Genomic DNA, 19,799 nt, shown 5'->3' on the forward strand with positions numbered 1-19,799 from the left:
GGAGGATTTTGATGCAGCCAGTGACAACGAACACCAATATTCCGGTGCATTTATTTCAAACGAAACAGTTTAAAACAACGGCTGTCATTATGCAGTGCCGCGCCCCGCTGTCTGAACATACCGCAGCGGGCCGGGCGCTTTTGGCCAGAGTGCTGAAAAAAGGGAGCCTGCGCTACCCGTCGCAGTCCCATATAAAAGAAAAGCTTGACGACCTGTACGGAGCGTCGTTCAGCGTGGACGTCGGCAAACGCGGCAATTACCATGTGATGAGCTTCCGTATGGAGTTTGTAAACGAGCAGTTTCTGCCGGCGCAGGAGGACCTGTTTGCCGAAGCGACCGCATTTTTAGCGGAGATGGTGCACGCGCCTCTCGCAGAGAACCGCGCGTTCAACCCGAAAATTGTCGAAGAGGAAAAGCGGACGCTGCTGCAGAAAATCAATACGATTTACGATGAAAAGGACCGCTACGCCAACATGCGTCTCGTGCAGGAAATGTGCAGCGCCGAAGCGTATTCGGTGCATCCGCTCGGTGACGCCCACCGGATGGAGGCACTCGATGAGCAGAAGCTCTACGACGTGTATGAGCAGTTTCTCGCTGAAGACGCGATTGACGTCTACGTGGTCGGCGACGTGGAGTCGTATGACGTCGAGGCGGTTACAGGCCCGTTTCCGGAACGAAGCAGCCTGCCGCCGGTCGAAGACAGCGCAGAACGTCCGCCGCGTGTACGCTACGTGGAAGAGTCCGATGACATCCACCAGGGCAAGCTGCAGCTCGGCTACCGGACGACGATTACGCAGGACGATCCGCAGTTTGCCGCGATGCAGGTAACGAACGGCCTGTTCGGCGGCTTTCCGCACTCAAAGCTGTTCCAGGAAGTGCGTGAAAAACGGAGCCTCGCGTATTACGCCGCTTCCCGCTACGAAAGCCAGAAAGGGCTGGTCATGGTGATGACCGGCATTGAAAAGGAGCAGTACGAGCAGGTAAAAGCAGTGATCGGCGAACAGCTGCAGGCGTTGCAGCAGGAGCCCGTCTCTGAGGAACTGCTGGCGCAGACGAAGGGCATGCTCATCAACCAGATCCGCGAAACCACTGACGCCCCGGGCGGGCTGGCAGCTCTGCATTTTCAGGGGAAAATGGCCGGCCGCGTCCGCCCGATTGAAACATGGATCGAAGAAATTGAGCAGGTGAGCGCGGACGACGTGCTTGCATGCGCTAATTCGATCGTACTTGATACCGTATTTTTCCTACACGGAAAGGAAGATAAAGATGCAGAAACAACAGTATGATCAGCTGCAGGAAACCGTCTACTCGGAGGTCATGCCAAACGGCCTCCGGGTGTACGTGCTTCCGAAGCAGGGATTCAGTAAAACGTTTGCCACCTTTACGACCGACTACGGCTCCATCGACAACGCCTTTGTTCCGATCGGACAGAAGCAGAGCGTGGAGGTGCCGGACGGCATCGCTCATTTTCTGGAGCACAAAATGTTTGAAGACGAAGAGGGCGACGTATTCGATACGTTCGGCAAACAGGGCGCTTCGGCCAATGCGTTCACATCCTTCACGCGCACGGCGTATTTGTTTTCAAGCACCGACGACACCGCGGTGAATCTGCATACGCTGCTCGACTTTGTGCAGCACCCGTACTTCACCGAGGAAAGCGTGGAAAAAGAAAAGGGCATTATCGGCCAGGAAATCAGCATGTACGACGATGATGCGGACTGGCGGCTGTTTTTCCAGCTGCTCGGCAACCTGTATGACCGCCACCCGGCCCGGATTGACATTGCCGGCACCGCCGAGTCCATCAACCGGATCACGAAGGACGACCTGTACACGTGCTATCATACGTTTTACCATCCGTCCAACATGATTTTGTACGTGGCCGGTGCGGTGGAGCCGCAGGAGATTTTTGAGCTCGTGCGAAGCAACCAGGCGGAAAAGGAATTTGCACCGATGGACCACGTGGAGCGTATTGAAGTGGATGAGCCGGCGACAGCGCTTCATTCCAAGGCGGTCGAAAAAATGAGCATCCGTTTGCCAAAGGTGCTTCTCGGCTACAAGCTGTCGCTGCACAACGAAACGGACAACCTGCTGTATCAGGAAGCCCGGCTCGAGCTGCTGCTTGAAACGCTGTTCGGGGAAGGCTCGGAGGCGTATGAAACGCTTTACTCTGAAGGGCTGATCGATGACAGCTTTTCCAGCGAGGCGATGATTGAACGTTCGTTTTCACTCGCGGCGCTCGGCGGCAACACGCCGAAGCCGGAAGAGACCGAGGCGCGGCTGCTCGACATTATCGAACACGCCCAGACCGAAGGCATGGACGAACAGCGCTTTGAACGGATGCGCAAAAAGCTGCTCGGCCAGCTCGTCAAACAGCTGAATTCCACCGAATTTCTCGCCACCGAAGGCACGCGCTACGCGTTTCACGGCGCTTCGGTGATGGACGCGGTGGAGATTATGCAGCAGGTGACGTTTGACGATATTTCCGGACTGCTGCAGAGCGAATTCCGTATCGACAACCGAACAACATCGATTATCGACCAGAAGGCTGAAGCAGATGCCTGACTGGACGCTGGTTACCGGAGCAAGCGGAGCGATTGGAGGAGCAGCAGCCGAACGGCTCGCTGCCTCCGGCCGCCCGCTTCTGCTTCATTATTACAGGGAACATGAGAAGGCAGAACAGACCGCGGAGCGCTGCCGTCAGCACGGGCAGCAGGCAGAAACAGTTTACGGCGACCTTGCCACCGAGGCAGGCCAGGAGGCGTTTACCGCCCGGCTGCCCAAAAATATCGATACATATATTCATGCTGCAGGCATGGAGGAATACATACTGTTTCAGGAAACCACCTATGCGCACCGAAATGCCATTATTCAGACAAATGCGATGAGCGCGCTTGCCATCAGCCGCGCGCTCCTTCCGGAAATGCTCGCCGCCAGAAGCGGGACAATCGTTTTTGTAAGCTCCGTCTGGGCCCGGGAGGGGGCGGCGATGGAATCCACCTATGCGGCGGCCAAAGGCATGATGGAATCCTTCACCCGGTCGCTTGCCAAGGAAACCGGCCCTTCCGGGGTGCGCGTGAATGCCGTGGCCCCGGGGGCGGTTGCTTCTCCGATGCTCGGTCACCTGTCGGAGGAAGAACAGCAGGAGGTCGCCGGGCGGGTATCGCTCGGGCGGGTCGGCACGCCGGAGGAAGTGGCCGGTGCGGTCGCGTTTTTATGCTCGCCGGACGCCGCTTATGTGCACGGGGAAGTACTCCGCGTCGACGGTTTATTTCCGTCCTGAAACCCCCAGGCGTCTTCTGTTCAAATGGGAAAAAATGACGTACAATAAAAGCAATAGAGACAAAGAGGGGGACGTCTGATGGCCAACAATGAATGGTACGTGGAATACGAAATTCATCAAAACCGCCCCGGCCTGCTCGGGGATATTTCTTCGCTGCTCGGCATGCTTGCAATCAATATCGTGACCATCAACGGGGTGGAAGGCAACCGCCGTGGGCTGCTTCTGCGCTGTGACAGCTTTGACCGCATCCAGCGGCTTCGCGCCATCCTTGATACAATTCAGATCATTTCCGTACGGAAGGTCAAACAGCCGGGACTCCGCGAGCGGCTCGCTGTCCGCCACGGACGCTACATTGAACGTGATGCCGACGACCGGAAAACGTTCCGCTTCGTGCGTCCGGACCTCGGGCTTCTGGTCGATTTTATGGCCGAGCTGTTCAAAAAGGACCGTCATTATCTTGTCGGTATCCGGGGGATGCCGCGAGTCGGAAAAACCGAATCGCTGGTGGCTGCAAGCGTATGTGCCAATAAACGCTGGACGTTTGTATCGTCGACGCTGCTGCGCCAGACGATGCGCACCCAGCTCGGCGAAGATGAACGGACGAACAGCCACGTGTTTATTATCGACGGGATTGTCACCACGCTGCGTGCGGCCCGGAAACACCGCGACCTGGTGGAGGAGATCATGCGGCTGCCCGCAGTCAAAGTCGTGGAGCATCCGGATATTTTCATCCGCGAAACATCGTATACGGCGGATGATTTTGACTGCATGATTGAGCTCAGAAATGATGAAAGCCAGGTGATCTCATACGATACAGTGGATTCCGGATTTTCATCCTTTGATATTAGTTAAAGTTAAAGAGGCAGGTGAGCCGTTATGGCAGAGTTAGGACCGTACCTTCGCGGTGAACGCGAGCGCCAGGGAGCAAGCCTCGAGCTGATGCAGCAGCGCACGAAAATTCAACGAAGGTATTTGCAGGCGATTGAAACCGGTGATTACGGGGCGCTGCCGGGGGCGTTTTATGCCCGGGCGTTTATCCGCAGCTACGCTGAAGCGCTCGGCCTGAATGCCGAGGACGTTTTCCGGAAGTACGGCCATGAACTGCCGGCCCCAAGGCAGCAGCCGACAGAGATGCCGTCACGGGCGTCAAGGAAGCAGACGCGAAGCAGAAGCCAGCAGAAGCGGCCGCAGCAGAAACGGCCGCAGCAGAAACAGAAAAAAACATCCTTCCTTCCCTTTATTTTTGCGCTTATTTTTCTTCTTATCATTGGGGCAGGCGTCTGGGTGTTATTTCAAAATGTAAGCAGCGATACGCAGACTCAGCAGCAGAGTGACGAAGGGACCGGCGTCCAGTTTGAGTCCGGCTCTCCGGAGGAAGAAGACAGCGGAGCTGCAGAGGATAGCGCCGAAAACACACCGGAAAATAACGGGGGCTCCGGCGGGGAAGAAGACGAAAGCGCTGAAGAAGAGGAAACCACGGACGCCGATGTGCAGCTGGAGGAAACCTCCTCAGACGGGGACAACGCGTCCTATGATGTGATCGGGGCGGAAGCGTTTGAGCTTACAATGAGCTTCAGCGGCAACTCCTACGTGGATGTAATGGATGCGGACGGTGAGATGCTCGATATGTTTGCAAGCCAAGCGGAGGGCGATGAGCTTGAAGAAACATACGAGGCAGAAGAAATCACCGTCAACGTCGGTAACACGAACAATATGGAGCTGACCGTCAACGGCCGGGAGTTTCCCTATCCTTCAGATGGCACCCACCAGGTTATTACATTTACGGCAGTGCCAGAAGAATAAATCCGGCCTTCGCTTCTGAATTTTTCAGAACGAAGGCTTTGCTTTGCCATAAACAAATTGTGCGTTTTGTTCCATGGAAAAAAAAGATATGTGATACAATATGAAAGACTGGAATGTGGACGGAATAGCACGATTTGCAAGTAGGAGGACGCAGATGAACTTACCCAATAAAATTACAATTGCCCGTGTGTTGATGATTCCGTTATTCGTAATCGCCGTACTGGTGCCTTTTCCGTTTGGCACCTGGCCGGTTGGAAACGCCGATCTGCCGGTGCATCATTTCATCGGCGCGGTCATCTTTGCGATCGCGGCCGGCTCCGACTGGCTCGACGGCTATATTGCAAGAAAGTACAACCTGGTGACCTCGTTTGGCAAGTTTCTGGATCCGCTCGCGGACAAGCTGCTCGTTACGGCGGCGCTGCTTGTGCTGATTGACATTTCCATGCTTGCGTCCTGGATGGCAATTATTATTTTAAGCCGCGAATTTGCGGTCACCGGCATCCGGCTGGTTGCTGCCGGGGAAGGAAATGTTATCGCAGCAAGCGGACTCGGGAAATGGAAAACCACATTCCAAATGGTTGCTATCGTGGTGCTCTTGCTTCATCACTTTCCATTTTCCTATGCCGGCTTTCCGGCGGGCGACGTGCTCATGTGGATTGCTGTTATTTTAACGATCATATCCGGCGTCGATTATTTCTGGAAAAACCGCGCCGTGATTATGAAGACGATGTAAGCTGTATCGGAGGAACGTGTAATGAACGCTGAAATTATTGCAGTAGGAACAGAGCTCCTGTTGGGCCAGATTGCCAACACGAACGGCCAGTATTTATCGAAGGAATTAGCTTCCCTCGGGGTGAATGTGTTCCGCCATACGGTGGTGGGGGACAATGAAGCCCGGATGAACGAAGCTCTCGGGGAAGCCTCCGAACGGGCGGATATCGTCATTCTGACCGGCGGCCTCGGGCCGACGCAGGACGATATCACGAAAGACGTGGTGGCCGGTTTTACCGGCCGGAAGCTGCTCGTGCACGAAGCGTCAGCGCAAAAGATCAGGGATTATTACGAGCGGACGGGCCGGGCGATGCCGGCGTCCAACATGCGCCAGGCGCACTACGCTGAGAACAGCACGGTGTTTTTCAACCAGAACGGCATGGCCTGCGGAATGGCGGTCGAGGAAAACGGCACGCATTACGTTTTAATTCCCGGGCCTCCCCGGGAAATGAAATCCATGTATGAATATGACGTCGAGCCCTACGTGGCGGCGCTTGCCGGGAGCGGCGGGCTCGTTTCGTCCCGGGTGCTCCGCTTTTACGGCATCGGGGAATCCTCGCTCGAGGAAGAACTGCAGGATTTGATCGAAGCACAGACGAATCCGACCATCGCGCCTCTGGCCGGCGACGGCGAAGTCACGCTCCGGCTGACGGCATCCGCCGCGACCGAAGAGGAAGCGCTGCAGATGATTGCCGGCGTGGAGGAGCAGGTGCTCGGCCGTGTCGGGGAGCATTTTTACGGCTACGATGACGATTCGGTCTTTAACCATACGGTGGACGTACTGAAAGAGCGCTCGCAGACGATCGCTTCGGCGGAAAGCCTGACCGGCGGCTGGTTCGCGAAATCCATCGTGGACATACCGGGGGCTTCGAGCGTATTTCAGGGCTCGGTCACGACGTATTCCAAAGCAGCCAAGCAGCACATTCTCGGCATCGACCGGCCTCTTCTCGACCAGGAGGGCGCCGTGAGCGCAGCCTGCGCAGAAGCGATGGCCGAAAAAGTAAAAGAAAAATTCAACACCGACGTCGGTATTTCGTTTACCGGTGTCGCCGGGCCGGACCGCGACGAGGGGAAAGAGCCCGGACTCGTCTGGATTGGAATTTCCGGACCGCAGGGGACGATCTCAAAACAAATTCACATCGCCGGCACCAGGGATCGTGTCCGCTTTATGGCTTTATATGAAGGGTGCCGATTGTTATGGAAAGAAAAGGTGGTAGAAAATGACAACATTCAATGATTTTCAAATGAAGGACGAAATTAAGCAGGCTGTACGGGAGATGGGCTTTGAAGAGCCGTCCCCGGTACAGGAAAAAGCGATTCCCGACGCCCTCGAGCAGAAGGATTTGATCGGACAGGCACAGACCGGTACCGGTAAAACGGCGGCGTTTGGCATTCCGATTTTAAATAAAGTGACCGAAGAGCCGCACGTGCAGTCGATTATCATTACCCCGACCCGCGAGCTTGCGATTCAGGTGTCTGCAGAAATCCAGAAGCTCTCCAAGCATTTAAACATCCGTTCGCTGCCGATTTACGGCGGCCAGTCGATCGGCCATCAGATTAAAGCGCTCAAGCAGGGCGTGCAGATTGTCATCGGTACGCCGGGGCGGGTGCAGGACCACCTGCGCCGCAAAACGCTGCATCTCGACAAAGTAAATACCGTCGTGCTCGACGAAGCGGACGAAATGCTCGACATGGGCTTTGTAGAAGACATTGAAGCGATTTTAAAACAGGTGAATGTCGACCGGCAGACGCTTTTGTTCTCGGCGACGATGCCGCCGGCGATCCGCAAGCTGTCGAAAAAGTACATGGTGGATCCGGTGACGGTATCCATCAACAAAAGTGAAGTGACGGCGCCGAACATCGAGCAGTCGTACTTTAAGGTGCTCGAGCGCAACAAGCAGGATTCGCTCTGCCGGATTCTTGACGCACGCGACCCGGACCTCGGCATCATTTTCTGCCGGACGAAAAAAGGTGTGGCCGACCTGACGGAACTTCTGCAGGCGCGGGGCTACCTCGCAGACGGGCTGCACGGGGATCTGACCCAGCAGCACCGCGACGCCGTTATGCAAAAATTCCGGGACGCCTCGATTGAATTTCTCGTGGCGACAGACGTTGCCGCCCGCGGCATTGACGTACAGAACGTCACCCACGTGATCAACTATGACATTCCGCAGGATCCGGAAAGCTATGTGCACCGTATCGGCCGGACAGGCAGAGCCGGGCGCAAGGGCGAAGCATTAACGCTTGTGACGCCGCGCGAAATGAAGCATCTGCGTTCGATCGAATCGGAAATCAAAATGTACATTCCGTCGCACCGGGTGCCGACCATCGAAGAAGTGGTGGAAAAGCAGCAGGAGGCGTGGAAGCGCCAGATCGCCTCGCAGATGGAGGAGGAATCGGAGCTCGGGCTGTTTAATGACATCACTGACGAGCTTCTCACCGAGTACGAGCCGAAGGACGTGGTCCGTGCGCTGATGAAGCTGAACTTCGCCTCCACTGTCGGCGAGTCGGACGAAAGCTACAGCTTTGGCGAAACCGGCGGCGCCCGCGGCATGACAAGATTCTTTATCAATGTCGGCCGCAATGTAAACATGACGCCGAAAATACTGATCGAAGAAATTTCGAACGCTGTCGGCATTCCCGGCAAATCGATCGGCAAGATTGATATTTTTGATAAATTTACCTTTGTGGAAGTACCGCAGGACAGCGCGCCGTTTGTGTACGAAGCCCTCCGGCACGCACGCATCAACGGCACGCGCGTGAACCTCGAGCCGGCGAAGCCTCGTCCGGCCCGCCCGAGCCGGAACACGCAGCGCCAGTCCCAGTAATCCGTTCGCTCTTCAGCGGCAGCCGCCGCTGAAGAGTTTTTTTACCATCAGCCTGTCAGCGGCAGGGCCTTTCCGGGAACAGAAAAAACACGAATAAATGTTCGCATATCTGTTGGCAAATGGAACAAAAAAAGATATAATGTAGAAAGCAGGAAAACAGCGGGAACGCTTCCTGAATAACAGCAGGCATGTATGGATACGTTCTTCGTGGGGAAGAAAGTATCTGTTTAATAGTATATATCCTTGAAGGAGAGATAAGATGAACGAAAGAAAAGCCGCATTGGATCAAGCACTGAGCCGCATCGAAAAACAGTTTGGCAAAGGGTCGATCATGAAGCTTGGCGATCAGACCGACCGCCGCATTTCCACCATTTCCACCGGCGCCCTGGCCGTAGATATTGCCCTCGGGGTCGGCGGCTATCCGCGCGGACGTGTCGTGGAAATTTACGGCCCGGAATCCTCCGGTAAAACGACAGTGGCCCTGCATGCGATTGCCGCGGCCCAGCGCGACGGGGGCACGGCAGCCTTTATCGACGCTGAGCACGCTCTGGATCCAAGCTATGCGCGGGCCCTTGGCGTCAACATTGATGACCTGATTCTTTCCCAGCCGGACACCGGCGAACAGGCGCTTGAAATTGCCGAAGCGCTTGTACGCAGCGGCGCGATCGATATTCTCGTCATTGATTCGGTGGCGGCCCTCGTGCCGAAAGCGGAGATTGAAGGCGAAATGGGCGACAGCCACGTCGGCCTGCAGGCACGCCTGATGTCCCAGGCGCTGCGGAAGCTGTCCGGGGCGATCAGCAAATCGAACTCGATTGCTATGTTCATCAACCAGATCCGTGAGAAGGTCGGCGTCATGTTCGGCAGCCCGGAAACGACTCCCGGCGGCCGTGCGCTGAAATTCTACTCCTCGGTGCGTCTTGAAGTGCGCCGCGCAGAAACGCTCAAACAGGGCAATGAAATGGTCGGTAACAAAACGAGAATCAAAGTGGTGAAAAACAAAGTAGCGCCGCCGTTCCGTCAGGCGGAAGTGGATATTATGTACGGCGAAGGCATTTCGCGCGAAGGCTCCATTCTCGATATCGGTGCCGAGCTCGACATCGTGCTTAAAAGCGGTGCATGGTACTCCTACGAAGGCGAACGTCTCGGACAGGGACGGGAAAACTCGAAGCAGTTCCTGAAGGAAAATGAAGCAACGGCCGCGGCAATTGAACGGAAAATCCGCGACCATTACAAGCTCGACGACATCCAGTCCGAACCGGAAGAGCCGGAAGAACTGGAAGCACCTTCGGAGTCCGGACTGCTTGCCGAAGAGGAAGAAACAGCAGATACGAAACGCTAAAATACCACCGAGGCGCCGGAATTCCGGCGCCTTTTTTCGTATGGAACAAGGCCCGGCGGAAGCAGCAGGGCACGAAACACCGGCCGGGCGGGCAGAGAAAGCCGGGGGCCTAGAAGAAAGAAAACGGTGTCAATCCCCATAAAAACAGGGATTCCTGCCGGTGAGCTTTCTTGACAGCGCCCTGCCATAAAGATACAATAAAGAAGTGGAACGTTTGTTTTGTTCCGCACTTCGATGAGCGTATTAATTCGCAAGCAGAACAATGCGGACACGAAAAAGAATCATCAATGCAACTTTCGCAACAACCGAAAGTGAACAATCAGATAGCAAGAGGAGGTGACATGTATGAACACTGCAATCATCTCCATTTTGCTTGTTATCGGTGCATTGATAGTTGGTTTGATTGGATATTTTGTCCGAAAAGCGATTGCCGAAGCGAAATTCAAAAGCGCCGAGCACGAAGCCGGCCAGATTGTGAAAGAAGCTGAGCGGCAGGCAGAGACAATCTTAAAAGAATCGCGGTTGGAAGCTAAAGACGAAGCACATCAAATTCGGGCAGAAGCAGAGAGCACTCTGCATGAACGAAGAAATGAAGTTCAAAAACAAGAAAACCGCTTGATGCAGAAAGAAGAGACCCTTGACCGTAAGAGCGAGACGTTGGACAAAAAGGAAGAATCCTTGGAGCGCAGAGAGGAATCTCTCTACGAAAAACAACAACAGGTTGAGGAAAATAACAGCAAAGTGGAGGAGATTCTCGCCAAACAACAGGAGGAACTTGAACGTGTTTCCGGAATGTCGCGTGAGGATGCAAGAGAGTTGATCCGCCGCGAAACCGAACAGGAAATGGAACACGAAACGGCGCTTCTGATCAAAGAACGCACAGAAGAGGCCAAACAAGAAGCCAACAAAAAAGCGAAGAATATTTTATCCCTGGCCCTGCAGCGCTGCGCTGCCGACCATGTCGCCGAAACGACGGTGTCTGTGGTGAACCTGCCGAACGATGAAATGAAAGGGCGGATCATCGGGCGTGAGGGACGCAACATCCGGGCGCTTGAAACGTTAACCGGTATTGATCTTATTATCGATGATACCCCGGAAGCTGTCATTCTCTCCGGCTTCGATCCGATCCGCCGCGAGGTGGCGCGCATTGCGCTTGAACGCCTCGTGCAGGACGGCCGCATTCATCCGGCACGTATCGAGGAAATGGTCGAAAAAGCACGCCGGGAAGTGGATGAGTTCATCCGCGAATACGGCGAAGAAGCAACGTTTGAAATGGGCATCCACGGGCTGCATCCGGATCTCATGAAGATTCTCGGACGCCTTCACTTCCGTACAAGCTACGGCCAGAACGTGCTGAAGCATTCAATGGAAGTGGCGCACTTGACTGCACTGATGGCTGCCGAACTCGGGGAAGATGAACAGCTGGCCCGCCGCGCCGGACTGCTTCACGACCTCGGGAAGGCCATCGACCATGAAGTCGAAGGAAGCCACGTGGAAATCGGCGTCGAGCTTGGCAAGAAATACAAAGAGCACGAGGTCGTCGTCAACAGTATCGCTTCGCACCACGGGGATACCGAAGCAACTTCTGTGATTGCTTCCCTCGTCGCTGCCGCAGACGCGCTGTCCGCGGCACGGCCGGGAGCACGCCGGGAGACGCTTGAAACGTATATCCGCCGCCTGGAACGGCTCGAAGAAATTTCGGAATCCTTCAAAGGGGTCGAGAAAACCTTCGCCATTCAGGCCGGACGCGAGGTACGGATCATGGTGAAGCCGGACGTGGTGGACGATCAGCTGGCACCGCAGCTGGCACGGGACATCACGAAACGGATTGAAAGTGAATTGGATTATCCGGGCCACATTCGCGTAACGGTGATACGGGAAACCCGGGCAGTAGATTATGCAAAATAAAGCGGTGAACGCCACCGCTTTATTTTTTTATGCTTATACGCACGAAGAAAGGAAGTCACAGACATGAAATTTTTATTTATCGGCGACATCGTCGGCTCCCCGGGACGGAAAATGGTGGAGGAATATCTGCCGCGCCTGAAGCGCAGATACCAGCCGACGGTCACGATCATGAACGGCGAAAATGCCGCCCACGGCAAAGGCATTACTGAAAAGATTTACAAGCAGCTGCTCGAAGCAGGAGCGCAGGTGATTACGATGGGCAACCATACGTGGGACAATAAAAACATTTTCGAATTCATTGACGACGCTAAAATGATGATCCGTCCGGCCAACTACCCGGCGGGTGTGCCCGGCGAAGGGATTAAATACCTGCGCATCAACGACCAGGAGGTGGCGGTCATTAATCTGATCGGGCGGACGTTTATGGGCAACCCGAATGACGATCCGTTCCAGAAGGCTGATGAGCTCGTGACCGAGGCGTCGGCGCGCACGAACTTTATTTTTGTGGACTTTCACGCCGAAACGACGAGCGAAAAACAGGCGATGGGCTGGTTTTTAAGCGGCCGGGTGAGCGCCGTAGTCGGCACCCACACCCATGTGCAGACCGCGGATGACCGGATTCTTGACGGCGGGACCGCCTTTTTATGCGACGCCGGTATGACCGGGCCGAGCGACGGCATTCTCGGCATGGAGCGTGAAGCGATCATACGAAAGTTTCAGACGAATCTGCCTACCAAGTTTGAAGTAGCCGAAGGGCGGGAACAGTTAAATGGAGTCGTTGTGAAAGCGGATCCTAAAACCGGAAAAGCGACGACGATCGAACGCATCCGCATTGACGAAGCCCACCCATTTTTCGAATAAAAAAGAATATTTAGCAAAAAGCAGGAATCTGCCCCTTCTTTCATGAATTATGCCTAATACAATGGCCTTACCATTGATCCTACGCAGGGAGGTACTAGAAATGGAAGTATTAAAAGTATCCGCTAAATCCACTCCAAATTCTGTCGCAGGTGCCTTAGCCGGAGTTATTCGTGAAAAAGGAGCCGCTGAAATCCAGGCGATCGGAGCCGGCGCGATCAACCAGTCCGTCAAGGCGATAGCCATTGCCAGGGGGTTTGTGGCGCCGAGCGGCATCGATCTGGTTTGCATTCCCGCTTTTACCGATATTGAAATTGACGGCGAAGAACGAACGGCGATAAAATTGATTATTGAGCCCAGATAGGCGTTTTTCGCCGTATCCGGCGGCGCCCAGGCGCTGCCGGCAATTCTATACATATCACCGGCCGGTGGTACAACGAGGCGTCCATGCGGCGTCTTTTTGTATGCCGGCAGACCATGAGAGGAGCATAACAATGAAACAACTGATTCAAACGCTAAAACGCATCGACCGCAAAGGCTACAAAGCCTACAACGATATTAAAGGAACACACGAGTTTTCCGATTTTCAGCTGCATATGGACCACGTGCAGGCCGACCCGTTCGCAAGTCCGTCCCGTGCGCGGGTGACGCTTTCGAGAAAAGCGCTCGAGCTCGGCCCGGAGGTTGAGGAAAGCGACGCGCGCCGGGTGGCGGCCATCGACTTTTTCGCGCTCGCCATGCAGCAGGAGCTCCACAAGCAGAAGGGCAAGCCGGGCATTATTATCGACGGTCCCGGTCAGGAAATGATCGACCGGACGGCGGTGAAGCTGTCGAAGGATCATCTCGAGGTCCGGCTGTCGATCCACCTGCCGGCCCGCGGGCGCACGATCCAGGGCCAGGAGGCGATTGACCGGCTCACCAAACAGCTGCCGGAGGCGATTCAGCACGCCGTGCAGCAGTATTCCAGGCAGAAGCTGACCGCCCAGCTCGAGCTCGCCGACCAGCAGCAGGCGGTGCGCCGCTACCTGCAGGACAACGACTGCATCGCCTTTGTGGCCAACGGCTCGGTGCTCCCGCGCGCAAGCGGCGTCAGCAACCGTCCGATGAGCGGCAAGGAGGTAATCTCGTTTCAGTCGCCGAAGGAGCGCGAAGTGACGATTGATCTTCCGCACGGCGGACCGGTGACCGGCATGGCCGTGCCGAAGGGTGTTACGATCATTGTCGGCGGCGGCTACCACGGCAAAAGCACGCTGCTTGAAGCGGTCGAGCGCGGGGTGTACAACCACCGCGCCGGCGACGGCCGTGAATTTGTAATTGCGGACCCGAGCGCAGTGAAGGTGCGCGCCGAAGACGGCCGCTCGGTCACCGGGGTGAACATCAGCCCGTTCATCGCGAACCTGCCGGCCGACAAGGACACCTCATTTTTCACGAGCGAGAATGCGAGCGGCAGCACCTCGCAGGCGGCAAACATTATGGAAGGCCTTGAAGCAGGCGCCGGAACGCTTTTGATTGACGAAGATACGAGCGCGACCAACTTTATGATCCGTGACGCCCGCATGCAGGCGCTTGTCGCCAAGCGCAAGGAACCGATCACGCCGTTTATTGATAAAGTGCGCGCCCTCTATGACGACGAAGGCATTTCCACGATTCTCGTCGTCGGCGGAGCAGGAGATTATTTTGACGTGGCTGATTATGTTATCATGCTTGAAGAGTACGTGCCGTATGATGTGACCGAAGAAGCGCGCCGGATTGCCAGCGAGCACCCAACGAACCGGGCGAAGGAAGCCGGGGAGGCGTTCGGGGCCTTAACGGGCCGGCGCATTGCGGTTCACCGCTTTGACGCTCGCAAAGGCAAAAAGGAAAAGGTAAGCGGCAAGGGCCGTGATACGGTGATGTACGGAACGGAAACCATCGACCTGAGCGCGGTCGAGCAGCTGATTACCGGCAGCCAGACGAACGCGATTGCCGAGGCCATCCGTCATGCGAGCAGGCAGTTTCAGCAGCCGGCGCCGCTTCCGGAGGTGCTTGACTATATCGAGCAGACGATTGACTCCCAGTCGCTCGACGGCCTGTCGCCGTTTAAAAACCAGCACCCGGGGGATTTTGCACGCCCGCGCCGGTTTGAAATCGCGGCGGCCATCAACCGCTACCGTCCGCTCCGCGTCGAACGGTGATTGAGTTTTGCCGGTTTTCGGCTTATAATATGAAGCGACGATAAAATTCACGGGCGGCACCTCCGCCCGTACCTATAGAGAAGGGAGAGACCACCGTGACTGATAAAAAGCAAACGGATACGTCTGAACAAACGACTCCGGCGGTCGATCCGGCATACGAAAAATACTTTGATTTTTCCAAAGCCGAAGTGGAAAGCAACGAAGACGGCAAACAATACATGAAAATTGGCGGCCGGTCGATCGTCATCAACGACCAGCCCGACCATAAAGCAGGGCGCAAGCGGACGAAGCAGGACGCATCGGTGCACTACGACTTTGACATACCCGAGGACATGCGCGGCATCGGCTACGGCAAAAAGTACCTGATCCGCACGTACGGCTGCCAGATGAACTACCACGATACGGAAAACATGGCCGGCATTCTTGAGGAGATGGGCTTTGCCGAAACGAAGGACACCGAAGAGGCGGACCTCATCTTTCTGAACACGTGCGCGATCCGTGAAAACGCGGAAAACAAAGTGTTCGGCGAAATCGGCCACTTAAAGGCGCTCAAGCGTGAAAAGCCGGAGCTGATGCTCGGTGTATGCGGCTGTATGTCGCAGGAGGAAAACGTCGTGAACCGCATTATGCAGAAGCACCAGCACATCGACATGATTTTCGGCACACACAACATCCACCGCCTGCCGGAGCTTCTCCGCGACGCCATTCAGGGCAAGGAAATGGTGATCGAGGTCTGGTCGAAGGAAGGCGACGTCATCGAAAACATGCCGAAAAAACGCGCCGGCGGCACGCAGGCGTGGGTGAACATTATGTACGGCTGCGACAAGTTCTGTACGTACTGCATCGTGCCGTACACGCGCGGCAAGGAACGGAGCCGCCTGCCGGAGGATATTATCGCCGAGGTGCGCGAGATTGCGCGCCAGGGCTACAAGGAAATTACGCTGCTCGGGCAGAACGTGAACGCCTACGGCAAAGACCTCGGGCTCGACTACGGGCTCGGCGAGCTGATGAACGAGCTGCATAAAATCGACATTCCGCGCATCCGTTTTACGACGAGCCACCCGCGCGACTTTGACGACTACCTGATTGAGGTGCTCGCCCAGGGCGGCAACCTCGTCGAGCACATCCATCTGCCGGTGCAGTCCGGCAACAGCGACATGCTCAAGCTGATGGGGCGGAAATACACGCGCGAGGAATACGTCGAGCTCGCCCGCAAAATCAAAACGGCGATTCCGCACGCATCGTTTACGACCGACATCATCGTCGGTTTCCCGAACGAAACGGAGGAGCAGTTTGAAGACACGATGTCTCTGATGCGCGAGATGGACTACGACAGCGCGTTCACCTACATCTATTCCCCGCGCGAGCACACGCCGGCGGCGAAGATGGAGGACAACGTGCCGATGGATGTGAAAAAAGAGCGGCTCGCCCGCCTGAACGCACTCATGGGCGACATTTCGAACCGCCGCAACAAAGAGCTCGAAGGCAGAGTGCTTGAGGTGCTCGTCGAAGGCGAAAGCCGCAAAAACGCCGACGTGCTCTCCGGACGGACGCGGACGAACAAGCTCGTGAACTTCCGGGCGCCGAAGGACGTTATCGGCGAAGTTATCTACGTTCAAATTGACGAAGCCAAAACGTGGTCGCTCGACGGCCATGTTGTGGAATTCGCGGAGGTGTAAGCAAATGGCCTACACGAAAGAAGAAGTAATGCAGGAAGCCGGGCGCCTCGCCGAACGGCTGAAGGAAACCGAGGAAGTGGACTTTTTCATCCGTGCCGAGACGCAGATTAACGACAACGTGCGGATCCAGAACCTGATCCAGGAAATCAAGGACAAGCAGAAGCAGGCGGTCAACTTCCAGCACTACGAAAAAACGGAGGCCAAACGCCAGGTGGAAGCGCAGATTAACGACCTGCACGAAGAGATTGAAAACATTCCGATCGTCGGGCAGTTCCGCCAGAGCCAGACCGAGGTCAACTACATTCTGCAGCTGATCAGCGACCAGATCACTGCCTCGATCTGGGAGACGGAAGACGACAACAGCAGCTCATAAAAAGAACCGCTTTCCGTATAACGGGAGGCGGTTTTCTGCTTTTCGGGCTTTTATAAATTTCACATACTATAATTTAGTTTCTCCTTAAACAGTGATATAATATGAGGAACTACCGCAGAACGCTTCCCGTTGGAGAAGCAGATGGAACGATGTACAATAAAAACGCAGTGAAACAAACATAACGGAGGCTTTTTGATGCCAGAGACAGATACACCGATGATGAAACAGTATAAGGACATTAAAGCGGCCTACACGGACGCCTTTTTGTTTTACCGGCTCGGCGACTTTTACGAAATGTTCTTTGACGACGCGGAGCTTGCCGCCCGCGAGCTCGAAATTACGCTCACAAAACGCGGCCAGAAAAACGAAAATGATATCCCGATGTGCGGGGTGCCATATCATTCCGCCGAAGGGTATATTGCCACGCTGATCGAAAAAGGGTATAAGATTGCGATCTGCGAGCAGGTGGAGGATCCGGCCAAGGCGAAGGGGGTTGTGAAGCGCGAGGTGGTTCGCATGATCACCCCGGGAACGATCATGGAAGGGCGCGCCCTCGATGAGACGGAAAACAACTTTCTCGTGGCGATGGTGCCGAATGGAACGGAAACGGCGTTTGTCAAAGCGGACCTGACCACCGGGGAAACGGCCGCGGCGCTTCTGTCCGATGACGTCGGCGAATGGCAGCGCGAAATGACGACCGCGCACCCGAAGGAAATCGTCGTACCCGAGGAGCAGGAGGGCGTCATGGCCGACATGTACCGCGGCATGATCTCCACCGGATCGGTGCCGGAGCTGAAGCCGGAATGGGAGGAGCTTACCGGAGCCCTTGAGAGCGGCACGCTCCGGGACGGGGCAGCGCTTCTGTTAAGCTACGTGGAGCGCACCCAGCAGCGCTCGCTCGGCCACCTGCAGCCGTTTACGGTGTATGAGCCGAACCGGACGATGCAGCTTGACATGCACTCGCGGCGCAACCTGGAGCTGACCGAGACGATGATGGGCAAAACGAAGGACGGCTCGCTTCTCGGCGTGCTCGATCGCACTGTAACCGCGATGGGCTGCCGCAAGCTGCGGCGCTGGATCGAGGAGCCGCTCCTTTCCCGCCCGGCGATCGAAGAGCGCTACGGCATGGTGGCTTCGTTTGCGGAAAACTTCTTTGCCCGCGAGGACCTGCGCGAGCATCTGCGCGACGTGTACGACATTGAACGGCTCGCCGGCAAAGCCGTCTACGGCAACATTAACGCCCGCGAGCTCGTGCAGCTGCGGCGGACCCTGCAGGCGGTGCCGGCGATTGCCGACCTGCTCGGGGGCATGAACAACCCTGCCATCAACGAGCGTCTCGTGGACGTGTCGGCCTTTCAGGAGCTTGAGGAGCTGCTCGACCGGAGCCTGGTGGACGACCCGCCGTTTGGCGTCCAGGAGGGCGGCATGTTCCGCTCCGGCTTTCACGAGGAGCTCGACCAGTACCGCGAAGCGGGCCAGAACGGCAAGCAGTGGATCGCGGAGCTTGAACAGAAGGAACGGGCCGAGACCGGCATCAAGTCGCTCAAGGTCGGCTACAACCGGGTGTTCGGCTACTATATTGAAATTACACGGGCCAACACTCACCTGATTCCGGACGGCCGCTACGAGCGCAAGCAGACGCTCACGAACGCCGAGCGCTACATCACCCCGGAGCTGAAGGAAAAAGAGGACCTGATTCTCGGCTCGGCGGACCGCGCCGTTCATCTTGAGTACGAGCTGTTTCTTGACCTGCGCGAACGCGTCGCGGGCTACGTGCGTCCGCTCCAGGAGCTCGCGGATCTGCTGAGCGAGATGGACGTGCTGCAGAACTTCGCCCATGTGAGCGAGCGTCTGGGCTACGTGCGCCCGGCCTTCAGCACGGATAAAACGCTTGCGGTCCGCGGCGGGCGCCACCCGGTCGTAGAGACAATGCTGACCGCCGGCGAATTTGTGGCCAACGACACCCACATGGACGAGCATGGCATGCTGTTGATCACGGGACCGAACATGGCCGGGAAAAGCACGGTTATGCGCCAGGTGGCGCTGATTACGATCATGGCGCAGATCGGGTGCTTCGTGCCGGCCGAGGAGGCGGAGCTGCCGCTGTTTGACCGGATTTTCACCCGCATCGGGGCGGCCGACGACTTAACGAGCGGCCAGAGCACGTTCATGGTGGAAATGAAGGAAACCCAGCAGGCGCTGTTGAATGCGAGTGCCGACAGCCTGATCCTGCTCGACGAAATCGGGCGCGGCACGTCCACGTACGACGGCATGGCGCTTGCGCAGGCGATCATGGAATACATTCATGCAACCATCGGGGCCAAAACGCTCTTTTCCACGCACTACCACGAGCTGACCGTGATGGAGGACCACCTGCCGGCGCTTCGGAACGTGCACGTGCGGGCAGTGGAGGAGGACGGGGAAATCATCTTCCTGCACAGGGTGGAGCCGGGCAAGGCCGACCGCAGCTACGGCATTTACGTGGCCAAGCTCGCCGGGCTGCCGCCGCAGGTGATTGAGCGCTCCGAGACGATTCTGAAAAGCTTTGAGCAGCAGAAAACCGCCGCCTACGCTGTGCCTGAGGAACCCGCACCGGAAACGACGGTCCGGGAGGCGAAAGAGCCCGAACAGCTCGCGCTCTTTTCGATCGATGACGGCAGCGCCCGGGCCAAAGAAATCATGAGCGAGCTGAAGCGGACCGACGTGCTCCGCATGAGCCCGATGGATGCGATTGAAAAGCTGTACCAGCTCCAGCAGTACGCGAACCAGGAGGAGGAATAAGC

16 protein-coding genes are annotated in these 19,799 nt (G+C 56.3%); all 16 read left to right on the forward strand.

What is annotated here, in order from left to right; genetic code table 11:
* Positions 1-11: 11 nt before the first annotated feature.
* The 16 genes from yfmF (at position 12) to mutS (ending at position 19,797) form a co-directional block, all read left to right on the forward strand.
* Positions 12-1,286 (forward strand): EF-P 5-aminopentanol modification-associated protein YfmF, encoded by a 1,275-nt coding sequence (yfmF, locus tag BLV22_RS01170; RefSeq protein ID WP_091610348.1) that lies wholly within the window; start codon positions 12-14, stop codon positions 1,284-1,286.
* Positions 1,267-2,562: an EF-P 5-aminopentanol modification-associated protein YfmH gene (yfmH, locus tag BLV22_RS01175; RefSeq protein ID WP_091610349.1), complete on the forward strand. Its 1,296-nt coding sequence runs from the start codon at positions 1,267-1,269 to the stop codon at positions 2,560-2,562. The genes yfmF and yfmH overlap by 20 nt, the downstream gene beginning before the upstream one ends.
* Complete coding sequence (gene ymfI, locus BLV22_RS01180) at positions 2,555-3,280, forward strand: elongation factor P 5-aminopentanone reductase (RefSeq protein ID WP_091610351.1); 726 nt, start codon at positions 2,555-2,557, stop codon at positions 3,278-3,280. Before yfmH ends, ymfI begins: the two co-directional genes overlap by 8 nt.
* Positions 3,281-3,358: 78 nt before the next feature.
* A complete protein-coding gene (locus BLV22_RS01185) occupies positions 3,359-4,132 on the forward strand; it encodes a DUF3388 domain-containing protein (protein ID WP_091610352.1) in 774 nt (257 codons plus the stop codon).
* A 24-nt stretch (positions 4,133-4,156) separates the two neighbouring features.
* The gene (locus BLV22_RS01190) at positions 4,157-5,083 is read left to right on the forward strand and encodes a helix-turn-helix domain-containing protein (RefSeq protein ID WP_091610354.1); all 927 of its coding nucleotides are present in this window, start codon (positions 4,157-4,159) and stop codon (positions 5,081-5,083) included.
* Positions 5,084-5,237: 154 nt separating this feature from the next.
* On the forward strand, positions 5,238-5,816 hold the full coding sequence (pgsA, locus tag BLV22_RS01195) for a CDP-diacylglycerol--glycerol-3-phosphate 3-phosphatidyltransferase (RefSeq protein WP_091610356.1): 579 nt from the start codon (positions 5,238-5,240) through the stop codon (positions 5,814-5,816).
* A 21-nt stretch (positions 5,817-5,837) separates the two neighbouring features.
* The gene (locus tag BLV22_RS01200; protein ID WP_091610358.1) at positions 5,838-7,091 is read left to right on the forward strand and encodes a competence/damage-inducible protein A; all 1,254 of its coding nucleotides are present in this window, start codon (positions 5,838-5,840) and stop codon (positions 7,089-7,091) included.
* Positions 7,075-8,682, forward strand: a complete 1,608-nt coding sequence (locus BLV22_RS01205) for a DEAD/DEAH box helicase (protein ID WP_091610360.1) — start codon at positions 7,075-7,077, stop codon at positions 8,680-8,682. The genes BLV22_RS01200 and BLV22_RS01205 overlap by 17 nt, the downstream gene beginning before the upstream one ends.
* 259 nt (positions 8,683-8,941) lie before the next feature.
* A complete protein-coding gene (recA, locus tag BLV22_RS01210) occupies positions 8,942-10,024 on the forward strand; it encodes a recombinase RecA (RefSeq protein WP_091610362.1) in 1,083 nt (360 codons plus the stop codon).
* A gap of 345 nt (positions 10,025-10,369) precedes the next feature.
* Positions 10,370-11,932, forward strand: coding sequence for a ribonuclease Y (rny, locus tag BLV22_RS01215; protein WP_091610364.1), 1,563 nt, complete (start codon positions 10,370-10,372; stop codon positions 11,930-11,932).
* A 63-nt stretch (positions 11,933-11,995) separates the two neighbouring features.
* Positions 11,996-12,793: a TIGR00282 family metallophosphoesterase gene (locus BLV22_RS01220; RefSeq protein ID WP_091610366.1), complete on the forward strand. Its 798-nt coding sequence runs from the start codon at positions 11,996-11,998 to the stop codon at positions 12,791-12,793.
* Between the two features lie 100 nt (positions 12,794-12,893).
* Positions 12,894-13,154, forward strand: a complete 261-nt coding sequence (locus tag BLV22_RS01225) for a stage V sporulation protein S (RefSeq protein ID WP_091610368.1) — start codon at positions 12,894-12,896, stop codon at positions 13,152-13,154.
* Positions 13,155-13,284: 130 nt separating this feature from the next.
* Positions 13,285-14,964, forward strand: a complete 1,680-nt coding sequence (locus tag BLV22_RS01230) for an ABC-ATPase domain-containing protein (RefSeq protein WP_091610370.1) — start codon at positions 13,285-13,287, stop codon at positions 14,962-14,964.
* Between the two features lie 95 nt (positions 14,965-15,059).
* Entirely contained in the window at positions 15,060-16,643 is a 1,584-nt protein-coding gene (gene miaB / locus BLV22_RS01235) for a tRNA (N6-isopentenyl adenosine(37)-C2)-methylthiotransferase MiaB (RefSeq protein ID WP_091610372.1), read from the forward strand.
* Positions 16,644-16,647: 4 nt separating this feature from the next.
* Positions 16,648-17,016: a YlbF/YmcA family competence regulator gene (locus BLV22_RS01240; protein ID WP_176967582.1), complete on the forward strand. Its 369-nt coding sequence runs from the start codon at positions 16,648-16,650 to the stop codon at positions 17,014-17,016.
* 195 nt (positions 17,017-17,211) lie between these two features.
* Positions 17,212-19,797 carry a DNA mismatch repair protein MutS gene (gene mutS / locus BLV22_RS01245; RefSeq protein ID WP_091610375.1) on the forward strand — a complete coding sequence of 862 codons (2,586 nt, stop codon included), beginning with the start codon at positions 17,212-17,214 and terminating at the stop codon, positions 19,795-19,797.
* The last annotated feature ends 2 nt before the right edge of the window (positions 19,798-19,799 follow it).

This window comes from Marinococcus luteus, from assembly GCF_900106595.1.
GTDB classification, from domain to species: domain Bacteria; phylum Bacillota; class Bacilli; order Bacillales; family Marinococcaceae; genus Marinococcus; species Marinococcus luteus.